Annotated in this window: 13 protein-coding genes and 2 tRNA genes; 8 read left to right on the top strand and 7 right to left on the bottom strand. The window is 73.5% G+C overall.

Annotated features, from left to right (window positions below; all coding sequences use genetic code 11):
* Nucleotides 1–124: 124 nt before the first annotated feature.
* Both H7344_RS17405 and tyrS read right to left on the bottom strand, forming a co-directional pair.
* Entirely contained in the window at nt 125–1168 is a 1044-nt protein-coding gene (locus tag H7344_RS17405; protein WP_186347062.1) for an alpha-hydroxy acid oxidase, read from the bottom strand.
* The gene (gene tyrS, locus H7344_RS17400; RefSeq protein WP_186347061.1) at nt 1165–2436 is read right to left on the bottom strand and encodes a tyrosine--tRNA ligase; all 1272 of its coding nucleotides are present in this window, start codon (nt 2434–2436) and stop codon (nt 1165–1167) included. Before tyrS ends, H7344_RS17405 begins: the two co-directional genes overlap by 4 nt.
* A gap of 145 nt (nt 2437–2581) precedes the next feature.
* Here tyrS and H7344_RS17395 point away from each other — a divergent pair, with 145 nt between their 5' ends.
* The 4 genes from H7344_RS17395 (at nt 2582) to H7344_RS17380 (ending at nt 8392) form a co-directional block, all read left to right on the top strand.
* The gene (locus H7344_RS17395; protein WP_186347258.1) at nt 2582–4012 is read left to right on the top strand and encodes a serine/threonine-protein kinase; all 1431 of its coding nucleotides are present in this window, start codon (nt 2582–2584) and stop codon (nt 4010–4012) included.
* A gap of 86 nt (nt 4013–4098) precedes the next feature.
* Nucleotides 4099–7326, top strand: a complete 3228-nt coding sequence (locus tag H7344_RS17390; RefSeq protein WP_186347257.1) for a response regulator — start codon at nt 4099–4101, stop codon at nt 7324–7326.
* A gap of 128 nt (nt 7327–7454) precedes the next feature.
* Nucleotides 7455–8042, top strand: a complete 588-nt coding sequence (locus H7344_RS17385) for a helix-turn-helix transcriptional regulator (protein ID WP_222130814.1) — start codon at nt 7455–7457, stop codon at nt 8040–8042.
* Nucleotides 8043–8092: 50 nt separating this feature from the next.
* Entirely contained in the window at nt 8093–8392 is a 300-nt protein-coding gene (locus tag H7344_RS17380; RefSeq protein WP_186347256.1) for a DUF3072 domain-containing protein, read from the top strand.
* 30 nt (nt 8393–8422) lie between these two features.
* On the opposite strand, the gene H7344_RS17375 is transcribed toward H7344_RS17380, so the two are convergent.
* On the bottom strand, nt 8423–9235 hold the full coding sequence (locus tag H7344_RS17375; RefSeq protein ID WP_186347255.1) for an MBL fold metallo-hydrolase: 813 nt from the start codon (nt 9233–9235) through the stop codon (nt 8423–8425).
* Between the two features lie 191 nt (nt 9236–9426).
* Between H7344_RS17375 and H7344_RS17370 the strand changes: the two genes are divergently transcribed.
* The 4 genes from H7344_RS17370 (at nt 9427) to H7344_RS17355 (ending at nt 13495) form a co-directional block, all read left to right on the top strand.
* Nucleotides 9427–9951 (top strand): DUF2243 domain-containing protein, encoded by a 525-nt coding sequence (locus H7344_RS17370; protein WP_186347254.1) that lies wholly within the window; start codon nt 9427–9429, stop codon nt 9949–9951.
* Nucleotides 9952–10081: 130 nt separating this feature from the next.
* Nucleotides 10082–11290 (top strand): ScyD/ScyE family protein, encoded by a 1209-nt coding sequence (locus tag H7344_RS17365; RefSeq protein ID WP_186347253.1) that lies wholly within the window; start codon nt 10082–10084, stop codon nt 11288–11290.
* Nucleotides 11291–11429: 139 nt separating this feature from the next.
* On the top strand, nt 11430–13091 hold the full coding sequence (locus H7344_RS17360; protein ID WP_186347252.1) for a glycoside hydrolase family 26 protein: 1662 nt from the start codon (nt 11430–11432) through the stop codon (nt 13089–13091).
* An 86-nt stretch (nt 13092–13177) separates the two neighbouring features.
* Nucleotides 13178–13495: a hypothetical protein gene (locus tag H7344_RS17355; protein WP_186347251.1), complete on the top strand. Its 318-nt coding sequence runs from the start codon at nt 13178–13180 to the stop codon at nt 13493–13495.
* A gap of 22 nt (nt 13496–13517) precedes the next feature.
* Here H7344_RS17355 and H7344_RS17350 read toward each other — a convergent pair.
* The 4 genes from H7344_RS17350 to dnaG form a co-directional block, all read right to left on the bottom strand.
* Nucleotides 13518–13591 (bottom strand) — tRNA-Ile (locus tag H7344_RS17350).
* 115 nt (nt 13592–13706) lie between these two features.
* Nucleotides 13707–13779, bottom strand: a tRNA-Asn gene (locus tag H7344_RS17345).
* Between the two features lie 57 nt (nt 13780–13836).
* Nucleotides 13837–14325 (bottom strand): hypothetical protein, encoded by a 489-nt coding sequence (locus H7344_RS17340; RefSeq protein WP_222130813.1) that lies wholly within the window; start codon nt 14323–14325, stop codon nt 13837–13839.
* A gap of 10 nt (nt 14326–14335) precedes the next feature.
* A complete protein-coding gene (gene dnaG / locus H7344_RS17335; protein ID WP_229707209.1) occupies nt 14336–16396 on the bottom strand; it encodes a DNA primase in 2061 nt (686 codons plus the stop codon).
* Nucleotides 16397–16553: the final 157 nt, after the last annotated feature.

Below are 16553 nucleotides of genomic sequence, written 5' to 3'. Positions count from 1 at the left end.
GAAGCCCGACCAGACCGGCCTTGCTCCCCGCCGCTCCCTGGCGACAGAGAAAACATTAGACGGGCCCCGCGGGAAACACCAAACCGAGACGGCGTGACGGCGAGCACAGGACTGTTTGGCCTGGTCAGGTCGCGGGTAGGGCGGGCGCCGCGAGCAGGTCGCGGGTGTCCGCGACGCGTCGGCACCCGGCCAGACGGAGCGCCTCGACCGTCTCCGCGAGCAGTTCCGCGTGCAGCCGGGCGACGCCGGCCTCGCCCTCGGCGAGGGCCCAGACGGGCGGGCGGCCGAGGAAGACCGCATCGGCACCGGAGGCGAGCGCCGCCAGGACGTCGAGCCCGCTGCGCACTCCCCCGTCGACGTACACCTGGGCGTCCGCGCCGACGGCATCCACCACGTCCGGCAGGGCCGCGGCCGTCGGGACGGCCCGGTCGAGCTGGCGGCCGCCGTGGTTGCTCACCCAGACCGCCGAGGCGCCGGCGTCCACGCAGCGTCGCGCGTCGTCGGGGCGGAGCACGCCCTTGACCACCACGGGCAGGCCGGTGCTCTCACGCAGCCAGTCCAGGTCGTGCGGCCCGAGGTCGGTCGCCTTGTCGGCGCCCGGTCGCTCCTCGTGGCCGGGCCCGAAGTTCACGCGCACCAGCGCCGGGTCGACCGTCGCCCAGATGCTCTCGCCGACGGCGTACTTGGTGCCGACCACCGGGGTGTCGACGGTGAGGACCACTGCCTCCGCTCCGGCCTCGACGGCCCCGGCGAGCATCGGCTCGGCCAGGGTGCGGTCGGCCGGCAGGTAGGCCTGGAGCCACCAACGGACGCCGGTGGCCCCGATCTCGGCGAACGGCGTGCCCGCGTTGCTGGACACGACCAGCAGTCCAGAAGCGGCGGCGGTCGCCCGCGCCATCGCGAGCTCGCCGTCCGGGTGCACCACGCGCTGCAGGGTGGTCGGGGCGACGCCCCAGGGCAGCTCGGTCCGGCGGCCGAGCAGCTCGACCCCCGGGTCGACGTCGGTGACGTCCCGCATGACGTGCGGCAGGAACCGGAAGGCACTCCAGGACGCAACCGCCTCGGCGGTGCTGACCGACTCGCGCGCGCCCTGCGCGACGTACTCGAGGACGGGCGCGGGCAGCACAGCGCGCGCCCGCTCCTCGAGGCCGGCCAGCCAGGTGGTCATCGGACCTCGACGCCGGCGAACTTCTTCTTGCCGCGGCGGAGCACCAGCCAGGCGCCGTCGACGAGGTCGGACTCGGCCGGGACCGCCTCGACGTCCTCGACCCGCACGTTGTTGAGGTACGCACCGCCCTCGCCGATCGTGCGGCGCGCCTCGCCCTTGCTCGAGGCCAGGCCGGTCAGCACGAGCAGGTCGACCACCGCTGGCAGGCCGTCCGCGCGGTCGACGGTCACCGACCCGGCCTCGCGCAGCGCCGAGCCGAGCGTCGAGCCGCCGAGCCCGCTCAGGTCGCCGCCGCCGAAGAGCGCGGCCGAGGCGGCCTTGATCCGCTCGGTCTCCTCGGCGCCGTGGACCAGCGTCGTCACGTGCTCGGCGAGCGCCTTCTGACCGGCACGGAGGAACGGCTTCTCGGCGTGGGTGGCCTCGAGCTCCTCGATCTCCTCGCGGGAGAGGAAGGTGAAGACGCGCAGCAGCTCGGGGACCTTCTCGTCCTCGACGTTCAGCCAGAACTGGAAGAAGGAGTACGGCGACATCATCTCCGGGTCGAGCCAGAGCGCGCCGCCCTCGGTCTTGCCGTACTTCGTGCCGTCGGCCTTGGTCAGCAGCGGCGTGACGAACGCGTGCGTCCGGTCACCGGTCGCACGGCGGATCAGCTCGACGCCGGCGGTGAGGTTGCCCCACTGATCCGAGCCGCCGAGCTGGAGGTCGACGCCCTCGGCCCGGTGGAGGTGGAGGAAGTCCATCGACTGCAGCAGCACGTAGCTGAACTCGGTGTAGCTGATGCCGGCCTCGAGGCGCCGGCTGACCACGTCGCGGGCGAGCATCCGGTTGACCGGGAAGTGCTTGCCGATGTCGCGGAGGAAGTCGATGGCCGAGACCTGGGCGGTCCAGTCGTAGTTGTTGACCATCGTGGCAGCGTTGTCCCCCTCGAAGGAGAGGAACGGCTCGATCTGGCGGCGGACGCGGTCGGTCCACTCCTGGACGGTGTCGAGGGAGTTCAGCGTGCGTTCGCCGGAGTCGCGCGGGTCGCCGATCATGCCGGTGGCGCCGCCGACGAGGGCGTACGGCGTGTGGCCGGCCTCCTGGAGCCGCCGCGCGGTGAGCACCTGCACGAGGTGACCCATGTGCAGGCTCGGGGCGGTCGGGTCGAACCCCACGTAGAAGCGCACGCTCCCCGCGGCAAAGGCCTCGCGCATGGCGTCGAGGTCCGTCGAGTGGGCGATGAGTCCACGCCACTCGAGGTCGTCGAGGAGGGTGGGGTCGAGGGACACGATGGGCCTTCCGTCGGGCTGGGTACCTGCTTCCAAGCCTGCCGCATGGGCCCTTCGTCCGCCCACCCGGCTCGGCCCGGCCGTCGCTAGGCTGGCTCGGTCCGCAGACGCGCGGCAGGCGGACGGACGAGGAGGAGCCGAGACGGTGATCGCCGGGAGGTACTCGCTCGACCGCGAGATCGGCCGGGGCGGCATGGGTGCTGTCTGGCTGGCCCGCGACGAGGTGCTCGGCCGGCAGGTCGCCCTCAAGCGGATCGGCCTCGCCCCCGGCGGCGACAGCGCCGACCTCGAGCGGGCGCAGCGCGAGGCCCGGCTGGCTGCGCGGCTCAACCACCCCCACGTCGTCGCGGTCTTCGACCTGGTCGACGACGGCGACGACCGGTGGCTGGTGATGGAGCACGTCCCCGGCACCACGCTCGCCGAGCTGGTCCGCACGCGCGGCCGGCTCGGGCCCGACGCCGCCGCCGTCCTGCTCGGCCAGGCGGCCGACGCGCTGGCGGCGGCCCACGCCGCGGGCATCGTCCACCGCGACGTCAAGCCGTCGAACATGCTGGTCACCGGGGACGGCCGGGTGAAGATCTCCGACTTCGGCATCGCCCGCGCGGAGGCCGATGCGTCCCTCACGCAGACCGGCCTGGTCACCGGCTCCCCCGCCTACCTCGCGCCGGAGGTCGCCAGCGGCCGGCTCGCGAGCCCGCCGAGCGACGTGTGGTCCCTCGGGGCCTCGCTCTTCCACGCGCTGGCCGGGCGGCCGCCGTACGACGTCGGCGACAACGTGCTCGGCGCGCTCTACCGCATCGTCCACGAGGACCCGCCGCGGCTCGACGACGCCGGCTGGCTGCGCCCGCTCCTCGCCGCGACGATGGCCCGCGAGCCCGGCGACCGCTGGACGATGGCCCAGGTCCGCGACTTCCTGCACGCCGGTCCGCAGGCGGCCGCGCCGCGGCCCGTCCCGGTCACCCGCGCCGCGCGGCACGACGAGCACAGCACGCAGCTGCTCGCCAGCAGCGGGCAGCGCCCGCTGCGCCCGCCGCCTCCCCCGCCCCCGGCACCGCCGGCGACCGCGGCCGCCGGCGGCACCCGCCACCGTGGTCGGCGGCCCGGGATGCTCGTCCCGGTGCTCGTCGGGATCGCCGCGGTGGCCGCGCTGACCGTCGGCGGGTTCCTGCTCGGCCGTGGCGGCGGCGAGGAGCGCGCGGGCACCGGACCCAGCGAGCGGGCCAGCGCGACCTCTGTCGGCTCACCCGGCTCCCCCTCGCCCCCCGCACGGCCCACCGCCGAGAGCATCGACGCCTTCGTGCGCGACTACCTGCGGACCGCCGCGACCGACCCGTCGGCCGGCTTCGCGATGCTGACCCCGGAGTTCCAGGAGGCCAGCGGCGGACTGCGCGGGTACGCCGGGTTCTGGGGCGACGTGCAGTCCGTCGAGGTGCAGCGGGTGCGGCCGGAGCCGGACGGTCCGTCGGTGGAGTACCGCTACACGTACACCCTCACCAACGGCCGTTCGGTCCGCGACGACGTGGCGCTCCGGCTGACGTTCGAGGACGGCGAGTACCGCATCGCCGGAGAGGCATGACCAGCGACGCCCTGACCGATGACGGCCTGACCAGCGACGGAACGGGCGCGACGAGACCCTAGGCTGAGCGACGGGAGGAGGTGGCCATGGACCTGGACGCGCTGTACCGCGACGTCGTCGAGACCGCGCCGGACGGCATCTGGGTCTTCGACCTCGAGGGCCGGATCCGCTACGCCAACCCGGCCCTCGCCCGCATGATCGGCACCACCCAGGCCGAGGCCCAGCGGCTCACCGTCTTCGACACCCTCGACGAAGCCGGTCAGCGGCAGTTCGCCGCACACCTGGCGGAGCTGCGCGAGGGCAGCATCAACGAGCGCGAGGTCGAGGTGCGGCTCCAGCGCCTCGACGGAACGGCCACCTGGGTGCTCGCCCGCGAGTCGGCGCTGCACGGACCCGACGGCGAGCTGACCGGCGTGCTGCACCGGATGACCGACTGGAGCGACCGACGGCGCGACCTCGAGGAGCTGGTCGAGAGCCGGGGACGCCTGGCCGAGGCGCACCGGATCGCCCGCCTGGGCAGCTGGTCGTGGGACCTGGTCCACGACCAGGTGACGGCGTCGCCGGAGATCCACGAGCTCTACGGCCTGGCCCCCGGCGAGTTCCCGTCGTCGTACGACGGCTTCCTGGGGCTGGTGCACGAGGAGGACCGCGACCAGGTGGACCGCGAGGTCCGGCGGGCGCTCGAGTGCAGCGAGCCGTTCGTGTGGGTGGCTCGGCTCCGCGGCACGGGCGACTGGGTCTGGACCCGCGGACGAGGCGTGGTGCACCGCGACCCGGACGGTCGCGCGGTCGCGATGTCGGGCACCCACCAGGACATCACCGAGACCAAGCAGGCCGAGCTCGCGCTGGTCGACCAGGTGAACCAGAACGTGCTGATGCAGGCGGTCGCCTCGGCCGCCAACGAGGCGCGGTCCCTCGACGACCTGCTCAGCCAGGCGCGCGACCTCGTGCTGCTGCACGACGACTGGGAGCGCGCCCGCGGCTTCGTGCCCGACCAGGACGGCACGGGGATCCACCCCTACTACGTCTCCGACGAGGACCGGCGCACCGACGAGGAGGACCCCGAGCGGATCGCCCGCGAGCAGGCGCTGGCCGAGCGCGCCCACGCCGAGGGCCGGTCGGTCTGGGACGACCGGCGGCTCTCGATCGCGTTCCCGGTGTCGTACGCCGGTCGCGTCCACGCCGTCGTGGTCATCACCTCGGCGCCGCCGCTCTACCGCCACGACATGATCCAGGAGATGGTCGACCTCGTCGCCGTGCAGATGGCGCGGGTGGCCGAACGCGAGCAGGCCGAGCGGGAGCTCGCGGCCGCGCGGGACGAGGCGATGGAGGCGTCGCGGCAGAAGTCGGAGTTCCTGGCGACGATGAGCCACGAGATCCGCACGCCGCTCAACGGCGTGATCGGCCTCAACGACCTGCTGCTGCGCACCGGACTCGACGCCGCCCAGCTGCGCCTGGCGTCCGGCGTGCAGGTCGCCAGCCGCGCGCTGCTCGGCGTCATCAACGACGTCCTGGACTTCTCCAAGATCGAGGCCGGCCGGCTCGAGCTCGAGCGGGTCGACTTCGAGGTCCGGCCTGTCTTCGACCGGGTCGCCGCGGTCATGGCCGAGAGCGCCCGCGCGCGCGGCCTGGAGCTGATCGTCTCCTGCTCCCCCGAGGTCCCGGAGGTCCTGGCCGGCGATCCCACCCGGCTCGCCCAGGTGCTCACCAACCTGGTCTCCAACGCCGTGAAGTTCACCGAGGAGGGCGAGGTCTACGTCCGGGCGACCTCGGCGCCCGCCGACCACGGTCGGACCCGGCTGGACGTCGAGGTCGCCGACACCGGCATCGGCGTGGACCCGCTCAAGGCCGCCGGGCTCTTCGAGCCGTTCACCCAGGCCGACGCCTCGACCACCCGTGTCTACGGCGGGACCGGGCTCGGCCTGGCGATCTCCAAGGAGATCGTCGGGGCGCTCGACGGCCAGATCCGCTTCACCCCCAACCCCGGCGGCGGCAGCATCTTCTCCTTCAGTGCCCTGCTCGACGAGCCCGCCGGCACCGCGCCCGACCCCGGCGACGCCTACGCGCGCACCTGGCTGGCCGGGCAGCGGGTGCTCGTGGTCGACGACAACGCTCACAACCGGCTGATCCTCGAGGAGCAGCTGCGCTGGTGGCACGTGCGGACGGTGGCGGTCGCGAGCGCCGACGAGGCCGAGGCGGCGCTGGCCGAGGCGCTCGCGGCGGGCGACCCGTTCGACGGTGCCCTGCTCGACATGGCCATGCCGGTGCGCGACGGCCTGGACCTGGCCCGCGCGGTCCGGCGGGACCCGGCGTACGACGCGTTGACGCTGGTCATGCTCACCTCGTTCACCACCCTCGACCCGGACGACGTGGCCGCGGCGGGTGTGTCCGGCTTCCTCACCAAGCCGGTGCTCGCCCCTGCCCTCCGCGGCGTCCTGGTCAGCGCACTGGCAGGGGTCGAGGCGACCCCCACTGTGCCCGAGCAGGAGCCGCAGGCCGGCGCCGAGCAGCGCGTGCTCGTCGTCGAGGACAACCCGGTGAACCAGATGGTCGCCAGCGGGCTGCTGGAGTCGATGGGCTACGAGGTGCTGACCGCCGAGGACGGCATCGTCGCGCTCGAGGTCCTCGCCCGGCAGCGCGTCGACGCGGTCCTCATGGACGTGCAGATGCCGCGCCTGGACGGGTACGCCGCGACGCGCGAGCTGCGGCGCCGCGAGGGCGAGGGCCCGCGGCTGCCCGTGATCGCGATGACCGCGGCCGCCGTCGAGGGTGAGCGCGAGCGGTGCCTCGCCGCCGGCATGGACGACTTCCTGACCAAGCCCGTGGACCCCGTGACGCTCGGGTCCGTGCTCGCCCAGTGGGTCGGGTCGACCCGCTCAACGCCTGTGCCTAGGTACGAGACCGCGCCACCGATGGAGGAGGAACCCGTGGAGATGCCCCCGTCCGACCCGGTCGACGGGCTCGACGTCGAGCGGCTGGACATGCTGCGCGACCTCGACCCGGGGAGCACGGCGTACCTCGACCGCGCCATCGGCAACTTCCTCGCCAACTCCGGGCCCGCCGTCGAGCGCCTCCGCGGCCTGGTCGCCGAGGACGACGCGGACGGCATGCGCCAGGTCGCGCACAAGCTGGCCGGCAGCGCGCTCAACCTCGGCGTGGTCGAGGTGGGGGCAGCCGCCCGCGAGCTGGAGTTCCTCGGCGACGTCGGCACGACGGAGGGAGCCGCGCCGCTGCTGGACGCGCTCGACGCGTCGGTGCAGCGTGGCCAGGCCCTGCTGGCGTCCTACCGGGCTGCGTACTTTCCGGCCGGATGAGGCTCGTGTAGCAGCCGCCGGCGCAGGGCCTTCCGAGGACCGATCGTGCCTTCCACCAGCGTTTTCACCCCTTCGGGCGGCGCTTTCCGGTCACTGGCGGCCGCAGCGGGTCCTAGATTTCGACCATCATGAACAGCGTGTCGGACGAGGTCGGCAGCCGGGGCGGTCGACCGGTGCGGGTGAGCATCGTGGACGAGTCGGAGCTTGTCGTCGCCGGCGTCGAGGGCATGCTGGGCGCCCGCGCCGACCGGGTGAGGCTCGTCGAGCTCCCGGAGGCCGACGTGGTGCTGTGCGACCCCGTCGGGCGCCCCCTCGACACCGAGGCGTACCTCGCCGAGGTGGCCCGGCGGACCCCGGCGCGGCTCGTCGTCTACACATGGCGGATGGACCAGGGCAACGTGCGCCGTGCGGTCGCGGCCGGCGCGCACGGGTTCGTGTCGAAGGCCGCCGGCGCCGACGAGCTGGTCCGGGTGCTCGAGCTCGTGCACCGCGGTGAATCGGTCCCGGTCCCGCCGCCGTCGTCCGGGGACCAGCTGAGCGCGCGGGAGGCCGAGGTGCTCGAGCTGATCTGCCGGGGGCGCAGCAACCTCGAGATCGCCGCCGAGCTCTACGTGTCGGTGAACTCGGTGAAGACCTACATCCGCCAGATCTACGCCAAGATCGGGGTCGCCCGGCGCTCGCAGGCCGTCGCCTGGGGCATCGAGCGCGGCTACTGACACCGGCGCGAGCGCCGTTTGCTCGGCCGCCGCTCGGGTACGGGGCGGTCATGACCGATTCGAACGCCAGTGCGAACGCTGCCCACAACCCCTCCGCCGACGGCGACGTCCTCGGGGCCGCCGACGGCGACGTCCTCGGGGCCGCCGCTCCCGACGACGGCTCCAACGCCCGCAAGGACCCGGCGGACTGGGTGACAGCGGACGAGCCGATGACCGGTGCCCAGCGCAGCTACCTCGACACCCTGGCCCGGCAGGCCGGCGAGACCCTGTCCGCCGACCTCACCAAGGCCGAGGCCTCCGAGCACATCGATCGGCTCCAGGAGAGCACCGGGCGCGGCACGGACGACTGAGCCGACCGGGCTGCCGGGCCCTGCTCGGGCTCAGGTCAGGTCGACCCGGCCGCCGCGCTCGACCGTGCGCAGGTGCGTGGGCAGCCCGCGCTCTCGGCACCGGGCCAGGAACTCCTCCCGGCCGGACCGGAAGACCGTGTAGTCGTCGAAGTGCACCGGCACGGTGACGGCCGGCTCGAGCAGCTGGACGAGGTCGGCGCCCTGGTCGTCGTCCATGGTCACGAGCACGCCGAAGGCGCGCGTGCCGCCGAGGTGGACGACCGCGGCATCCAGCGGCCCGGTGCGCTCGACCACCTCGCGGAGGTAGGGCCGGAACAGCGTGTCGCCGCTGATGTAGACGCGGAAGACCGGGCGGCCGGGCTCCTCCAGCTCCAGCACGCTGCCCATGACCGGGGGCATCACGTGCTTGGCCGGCCCGGGGCCGTGCTGCCCCGGCGCGGCGGTGATGCGCAGCCTGCTGTCACGGTTGCTCAGCTCCAGCGACTCCCACGTGCGCATGCCGTGCGCCCCGGCGAAGCCCCACCGGGTCAGCGTGCGGCTCGAGGCCGGCGTCGTCGCGACGAGCAGACCGCGGTCGAGCTCCCGGCGGGCGATGCGGTCGAAGTGGTCGCCGTGGAGGTGGCTCAGCAGCACGCCGTCGAGCGCCGGCAGGTCGGCGGGTTGCAGCGAGGGCTCGGTCAGCCGCTTGGAGAAGAGGCCCTTGCCGAGGTAGGCGCGCTGGCCGCGGTGCAGGAAGTTCGGGTCGGTCAGCAGCGTGAACGGGCCCAGCCGCAGGATCGTCGTGGCGGTCCCGACGAACTCGAGGGACGCGGCCGTCGGACCGTCGCTCGGAGGAAGCGTCATACCGCCGGGTTCCCGGCCGACCGTCGGCACAAACAGCGCGCCCGCGGGTGCCGGGCCGCAGACCTGGGGGGTGTGCCCACGGCCCGGCAGGGACGAAGGTAGCCGCCCGGACCACGCCCCGGAATCGTCCGTTCGGTCACTTCGGCCCGGTGGCCACTTCTGCGACGGCTCGTCGCGGGGTACCTCGCAGCGTGCCCGACCCCTCGGCCCCTCTCCCGGTCCGGACCCCGACCCGCGCGGCGGCCCGGCCGCCGACCCGTCTCGCGAGCCTGCTCTACGGCATCGGGCTCGGTGGCTTCGTCGACGGCATCGTGCTGCACCAGGTGCTGCAGTGGCACCACATGGTGAGCCACGTCGACGACTACCCGACGACGACGGTGGCGGGCCTGGAGGCGAACACCCTCGCCGACGGCCTGTTCCACGTCGTCGCCTGGCTGTGCGTCGTCGCGGGGTCGGTGCTGACCGTCCGCGCCTGGCAGCAGGGCCGGCTCGCGCCCACCTGGTCGTTCCACCTGGGCCTGGTCCTGGCGGGCTGGGGTCTGTTCAACCTGGTCGAGGGGATCATCAACCACCACCTGCTGGGCGTCCACCACGTCCGGGACGACCTGGGCGCCCCGCTCGCCTGGGACCTCGGTTTCCTCGCTCTCGGCGCGCTGCTGCTCGCCGGCAGCTGGCTCCTGCACCGGCGCGGCGTGCGCGCCCTTCCTGCTGGTTGAGCCCTCCGGCGTCCCGACGCCCTGACGTCGCCACGCCGCCCCGGAAAAGTTCCCTCATGTGGGAGATGCGACCGCCGGTGCGCCGGGTCTTGTGTGGGTGCGTCCCGACCCACCCCCCGGAGGACGACCCATGACCCCATCACGGACCCTGCTGGCTGCCGTCGCAGCCGGCGCAGCCCTCGCGACCGCCGCCGGCAGCGCGCTGGCGCCCGCCCAGGCGCACCGCGACCACTCCCCCGCACCCGACGACCTCACGACCGTGGCGCCCCTCAGCGGCCCTCGCGGTGTCGACTCCGTCGGTCGCGGCCTGACCCTGGTGACCGAGGACGACGGCACCTTCAGCCTGGTCATCGAGCGCCGCCACGGCCCCGCCGAGGTGCGCGAGCTCGGCGGGCTGCCCGCGGCCGCCGGCTTCGCCCAGGCGATCTCCGCCGCCCGCGGCAAGGTGTACTTCCTCACCGGCGGCGGCGGCCCCGCCGAGGAGCTGCCCGCCGGGGCCGCGACGCTCTACGTGTGGCACCACGGCGATCTCGAGGAGGTCGCCGACATCGGCACCCACCAGATCGGCGACCCCGACCCCTACGACCTCGAGGAGGTCCCGACCGACACCAACCCGTACGGCATGCAGGCCCTGAAGGACGGCACGGTGCTGGTCGCCGACGCCGGCGGCAACGACCTGCTCCGTGTGTGGCCCAACGGCAAGGTCAAGACCGTCGCCGTCTTCAAGCCCCGCGTCGTCGAGGTCCCCGACGACCTGCCCGCCCCGCCGGAGGCGCCGATGCGTGCCCTCGGTGGCTCCGACCCCGAGCCCGAGCCGCCGGCCCCGCCCGCGCCGACGATGCCGGCGGAGTCCGTCCCCACCTCGGTGACGGTCGGCGCGGACGGCTACTGGTACGTCGGTGAGCTCCGCGGCTTCCCCGCCACGCCGGGCACGTCCCTGGTCTGGCGGATCAAGCCCGGCTCGCGAGGCGCGGTGTGCGACCCCGCGCCGTACGACGCACGCGGCGACCGGCACGAGCGCCGGGGAGGCAAGCACCGCTCGGGCTGCACGCCCTACGCCGACGGGCTGACGTCGATCGTCGACCTCGCCGCCGACCGGCACGGCGCGATCTACGCGCTGAGCCTGTCGAAGGCCTCCTGGCTGCAGGCGGAGTCCGGCACGCCCGGCGCGGAGATCGGCGGCCTGTTCCGCATCACGCCGCACCGCGGCCACACCCACACCCGCGAGCTGGTGCCCGGGCGGCTCACGCTGCCCGGCGGCGTGGACGTGGCGAAGGACGGCACGATCTACCTCACCGGGCCGGTGTTCGGGCCCGGGGCGCTGATGAAGCTGGAGTGAGACCCGGCTCCTTCCCGATCCACGGACCGGCCCCGGCGCGCCCCTTCACGGGGCGCTCCGGGGCCGGTCCCGTCGTGCCCGCGTCGACATCGCCGATCTTGGCGATGCCGCCGCGAACGGCGACGGCGACGGTGTTGTCATGTCACCCCACACCCGCTTCCGAGCCCGCCGCGCACTGGCCGCGGTCGCCGGCCTGGCGCTGCTCCCACTGCTCGCGCCCGGGCCGGCCGGCAGCACCCCCGACGGCATGCAGATCGGTGCCCGTGTCGAGCCGCGCGGCAGCGAGAGCCTGCGCGGAGCCGTCGAGCGCCGCGAGGGCAGCATCGACCGCAGCTTCGACGTCGTCCGCGAGTTCCTCGTCTGGAACGACCCCTTCCCCGACTCCTTCCACACCTGGCTCAGGACCACCGGCCGGACGATGGTCCTGTCGGTCAAGTCCCGCCGCAGCAACGGCCAGACGGTCCGCTGGGCCGACGTCGCCGCGGCCCAGCCGGGCAGCACGCTGCACAACGAGATCGTGCGGTGGGCCGACCGGCTGCGCGACTACGGCGTCCCTGTCTACTTCACCTACAACCACGAGCCGGAGTCGAAGGCCAGCTCCACGATGGGCGTGGCCGGTGAGTTCATCGCCGCCTGGCGCAAGGTCCACGACGTCTTCGTCGAGCGCGGCGCGACGAACGTGAAGTTCATGTGGATCATGACCGACTACGCCTTCTTCGTCGGCTCCCAGGCGCCCAACGACGCCGGCAAGTGGTACCCCGGCGACGACTACGTCGACGCCATGGGGGCCGACGCCTACAACTGGTTCACCTGCCGGACCGGCATCGACACCGCGTGGTGGACCCTGGAGCGCATCATCAAGCCGTTCCGCGACTTCGGCGCCGCGCACCCGGACAAGGAGCTGTGGCTGACGGAGTTCGCGAGCACCGAGGACCCGGCTCGGCCGGGCCGGAAGGCGCAGTGGCTGACCGAGGCCCAGGCACTCTTCAAGCGGCCCGACTACGCCCAGTTCCACGGCGTCCTCTACTTCGACTTCCGCGGGCCGGACAACTGCCAGTGGTACCTCGACAGCAGCACCAGCTCGCTGGACGCGTTCACGGCGCTGGCGCGGGATCCCTTCTACGGCGGCTCGGCGGTCGAACCTCCTCCGCCGCCGCCTCCCCCGCCCCCGCCGCCTCCGGCCGAGGTCGCGCTGGTCGGCACGACGGTGGTCAACGCCAACCGCACGACGCACACCGTGCAGGTGCCAGCCGCGGTCCGGGCCGGGGACACCCTGCTGCTGACGTACACCGCCAACGTCAACGCCGCCAGCACGACGCCGCCGAGCGGCTGGACGCAGCTGCGGGGTGCCGACCTCTCCGGCGTGCGCAGCCGGCTGTGGACGCGACAGGCGACCGCGACGGACGCCGGCCGCAGCATCACCGTCACGAGCTCGGACATCACGAAGGCGGACCTGCGGCTCGTCGCGTACCGCGGCGTCGGTGCCGTCGACACCCATGCCGTCACGGTCGACACGGTGAACCGGACCCAGCACACCGCCGCCTCGGTCACGCCGCCTCGTGACGGTGGACGGGTGCTCGTCTACTGGGCCGACAAGTCCAACCTGAACACCGACCACACCGTGGCCTCGCCGCTCGTCGAGCTCGCGGCCACCACCCGGGGCAGCGGCAGCGGGTACATCACCGCCAGCGTCGCGGACCGGGCGGTCGGCACCGCGGGCACCCCGACCGGGACATCCGTCGCCACCGGCACGGCGGCCAGCAGCCGGACGGTGATGTACACGGTCGCGCTGCAGCCCTGACCGTCCACCAGATCCCGGCTGCGGTGCCGGCGGGCCAGCTCGGCTGGCCCACCGGCGCCGCGGCAGGCTGGTGACAGGCTGGTGACATGGACCCGAGCAGCAGCGAGCCGGACTTCGACGCGATCACCGACTGGGCGATGTCGCTGCTGACGATGCGGGTCAACACACCGTCGGGCGAGTGGCTGCCCGCGGACTTCGAGCAGGTCTACCGCCAGGGCTGGGGCGAGCTCGAGGCGGCGTTCGGCGCGAGCACCGCCAGCGAGATGGCCATCCTCGACCTGGCCAACATCGCGATGCACCTCGTCGACTACCTGGTCGTGGTCACCGGCCAGCCTGCCTCCCGCTGGCTCGAGCAGGTCCGTCGGGACTACGTCGAGACGCACGCCGATGACGACGAGCCCTGAGCCGAGCGACTGCCGAACCGGGTAGGGCGTGTGGGGCTCGAACCCACGACCCAGGGATTATGAGTCCCTTGCTCTGACCGACTGAGCTAACGCCCCGCGGCCCCGGTCCCGGGGCGCGCAGACGGACCCTACGCGAGCGCCGTCCGGGCAGCGCGCGGGCCCGCCGGAAATGCACCGAGGGCCCGGCACGATGTGCCAGGCCCTCGCTCTGCTCCCCCGGTTGGACTCGAACCAACAACCCTCCGGTTAACAGCCGAATGCTCTGCCAGTTGAGCTACAGGGGATCGCGGTGCAGCGCGCACACATTAGCAAGGCCGGGGAGCACGGAGAAAATCGGGGGCTCAGCCCGGCTCGACCTCCGCGCGCGCGGCCGCCAGGCACCGCTCGGCGGCCTCCTGGACGGCCGGGTCGGCGGGGTCGAGACCCTCGTCGAGGTCGCACGACCAGGTCGGCGACCGGTCGCCCGAGGCGGCCCGCCGGGCGACGACGCGCAGCCCGCGGCCGGCCCCGACCTCGACGAACCGGGTCAGCACGACGCTCGCCGTGACCCGCTCCCGCACCAGCTGCAGCAGCCGCCCCGGCTCCTCCACCGACATCCGGTGCACCGCGCCGGGCGCGCCCCAGGAGCCGACCTCGCGGACGACGAGCTCGCCGGTGTCCCGGTCCCAGCTCGCGGTCTCGACCTGCTCCCAGGGCAGGCGGGCAGTGGGCAGGTAGAGCGCGTCCCGCGAGCCTCCGACGGGGCCGAGGGAGGTGTCGGTCCAGGCGAGCAGGCGCTCGCCGCGGGGCACGTCGAGGTCGGGCCGCTCCCGGCGGCGCGGCACCCTCACGCGAGCCGCCTCACGACGCACCGACCGTGCGCTCGCGCAGGGTGCGGCGGTGCTGCTCGAGGGCGGCGAGCTCGCCGAACATCCGGTTGTACTCGGCGGCGTTCTCGACCGGGTTGGTGCGCTGGAGCTTCGACTTCAGGTCGGCGATGCGGCGCATGGCGGTGAGCTCGAGCAGGCGGAAGACGTGGACCGAGACGTACGCCGCGTCCGGCTCCTTTGCGGTGCGGATCGGCTCGACGCCCAGCGCGCTGATCGCCGACGAGACCGCGGGGTCGGTGGCGGCGTCGCGCAGGCGGCCGGCCCACGTCGCGTCGCCCGACCCGGCGACGGGCCCACCCGCCGCGGCGACCAGCTCCCAGACCGCGCGGTAGACCGGGTGGGTGAAGTCCTCGACGCCGATGTCGGAGGTGGTGCGCCCGATCGCCATCGGGTGCTGGATGACCAGCTTGAGCGTCTCGCGCTCGAGGGCGAAGCGGGGGTCGCGCAGGTCCGGGACCGGGTTGCGCGGGGCCGGCGGCGCCGAGGTGTCCGGCTGCTGGGGCTCTCCGCGGCGGCTCCCCCGCTGGTCGGCCCTGACGGGGCCGCGCGCGGCCGCACGGCGTACCTCCGCACGCGCCTGGTCGACGTCGATGCCGACCATGCCGGCCAGCTCGCGCGCGAAGGCGTCGACCTTGGACTTGTCGCGGATGCTGGAGACGAGCCGGGCGCCCTCGCGAAGCGCGTCGACCCGGCTGTCGGCGCGGTCGAGGTCGTACTTCCCGACGACGTTGGACAGCACGAAGCGGTAGAGCGGGACCCGGCGGGCCACCAGCTCGCGGACGGCCGCGTCGCCCTGCTTGATCCGCAGGTCGCACGGGTCCAGGCCGTCGGGCTCGACCGCGACGTAGGTCTGGGACACGAAGTTCTGGTCGCCGCTGAAGGTGCGCAGCGCGGCCTTCTGCCCGGCGGCGTCGCCGTCGAAGGCGAAGATCACCTCGCCGCGGAACTCCTCGTGGTCGTTCATGAACCGTCGCAGCACCCGCGCGTGCTCGTCGCCGAAGGCGGTGCCGCAGGTGGCCACCGCGCTCGTCACGCCGGCCAGGTGGCAGGCCATCACGTCGGTGTAGCCCTCGACCACGACCGCCTGGCTCGACCGCGCCATGTCCTTGCGCGCCAGGTCGATGCCGTAGAGCACCTGGCTCTTCTTGTAGATCGGGGTCTCGGAGGTGTTGAGGTACTTCGCGTCGATGCGGTCGTCGTCGAAGATCCGTCGCGCGCCGAAGCCGATGGTGTCGCCGCTGGCGTCGCGGATCGGCCAGAGCAGGCGCCCGCGGAAGCGGTCGTACGCCGACCGGCCGACCGCGACGAGGCCGCCGACGACCAGCTCCTCCTGGGAGAACGCCAGCTGGCGCAGGTGCTTGAAAAGCGCGTCGCCGTCGCGCGGGGCGAAGCCGATGCCGAACGTCTCGGCCGCGGACTGGTCGAAGCCGCGCTCGGCGAGGAACTGCCGGGCGACCAGGGCGTCGGGCGTCGCGAGCTGCTCGGCGTAGAACTGCTGGGCGACCTTGTGCGCCTCGACGAGGCGGCCGCGCTGGGGCCCCTTCGGGCGGTCGTCGCGGACGTCGCCCTCCTCACGCCGCAGCTGCACGCCGTACTTGTCGGCCAGCCGCTCGACGGCCTCGGCGAAGGACAGCGCGTCGATGTCCATCACGAACTTGATGACGTCGCCGCCGGCCTGGCAGCCGAAGCAGTTGCCGGTGAGGATGTTGTCCTCGAGGGTGAAGGCGTGCCCGTCCTCGACCTCGGCGCAGAACACCTCCTCCACCCGGTCGGTCGTCTCGACGGCCCGGACCACCCATCCGCGACGCGCGAACTTCTTGTCCGCATCGACGAAGCGCTGTCGGTGCTGGTCAAGAAGGAAGAACGACTCAGTGAGGTCCTCATTCACGAGATGCACCCGGTGCAGCTCGGACGGCTCCCGGCCCGGGAACCCCTCTCGCAGCTGGGTGGTGATTCCGTACGTCGCGATGCCGAGCCGCGTGCAGACCGTCCGCACGAACTCGAGGTCCTCGCGGTCGGCCGAGTTCAGCATCACGGTGCCGTCGCTGGCCACGCACCCGTCTGCAGCGAAGTAGCCAGCAAGCCACCCGTACAGGTACGACACCGACTCGCCCAGCGGAGGACGGTCCTTGAAGAACGCCGGCAAGTGGTGGACCAGGAGGTTGTCGCCCGACGCACTGGTGTGGCTG

The organism is Nocardioides deserti (assembly GCF_014266025.1).
Lineage (GTDB): Bacteria > Actinomycetota > Actinomycetes > Propionibacteriales > Nocardioidaceae > Nocardioides > Nocardioides deserti.
Note: the sequence above shows the minus strand (reverse complement) of the source record. Positions and strands in the feature narration are given on the sequence as shown.

Coding starts and splice junctions, on each gene's coding strand:
- H7344_RS17380 (WP_186347256.1), top strand. CDS start 8,093: ATGACCGATTCGAACGCCAGTGCGAACGCTGCCCACAACCCCTCCGCC.
- H7344_RS17390 (WP_186347257.1), top strand. CDS start 4,099: ATGGACCTGGACGCGCTGTACCGCGACGTCGTCGAGACCGCGCCGGAC.
- H7344_RS17405 (WP_186347062.1), bottom strand. CDS start 1,168: ATGACCACCTGGCTGGCCGGCCTCGAGGAGCGGGCGCGCGCTGTGCTG.
- H7344_RS17355 (WP_186347251.1), top strand. CDS start 13,178: ATGGACCCGAGCAGCAGCGAGCCGGACTTCGACGCGATCACCGACTGG.
- dnaG (WP_229707209.1), bottom strand. CDS start 16,396: ATGCTGAACTCGGCCGACCGCGAGGACCTCGAGTTCGTGCGGACGGTC.
- H7344_RS17360 (WP_186347252.1), top strand. CDS start 11,430: ATGTCACCCCACACCCGCTTCCGAGCCCGCCGCGCACTGGCCGCGGTC.
- H7344_RS17365 (WP_186347253.1), top strand. CDS start 10,082: ATGACCCCATCACGGACCCTGCTGGCTGCCGTCGCAGCCGGCGCAGCC.
- H7344_RS17375 (WP_186347255.1), bottom strand. CDS start 9,235: ATGACGCTTCCTCCGAGCGACGGTCCGACGGCCGCGTCCCTCGAGTTC.
- H7344_RS17385 (WP_222130814.1), top strand. CDS start 7,455: ATGAACAGCGTGTCGGACGAGGTCGGCAGCCGGGGCGGTCGACCGGTG.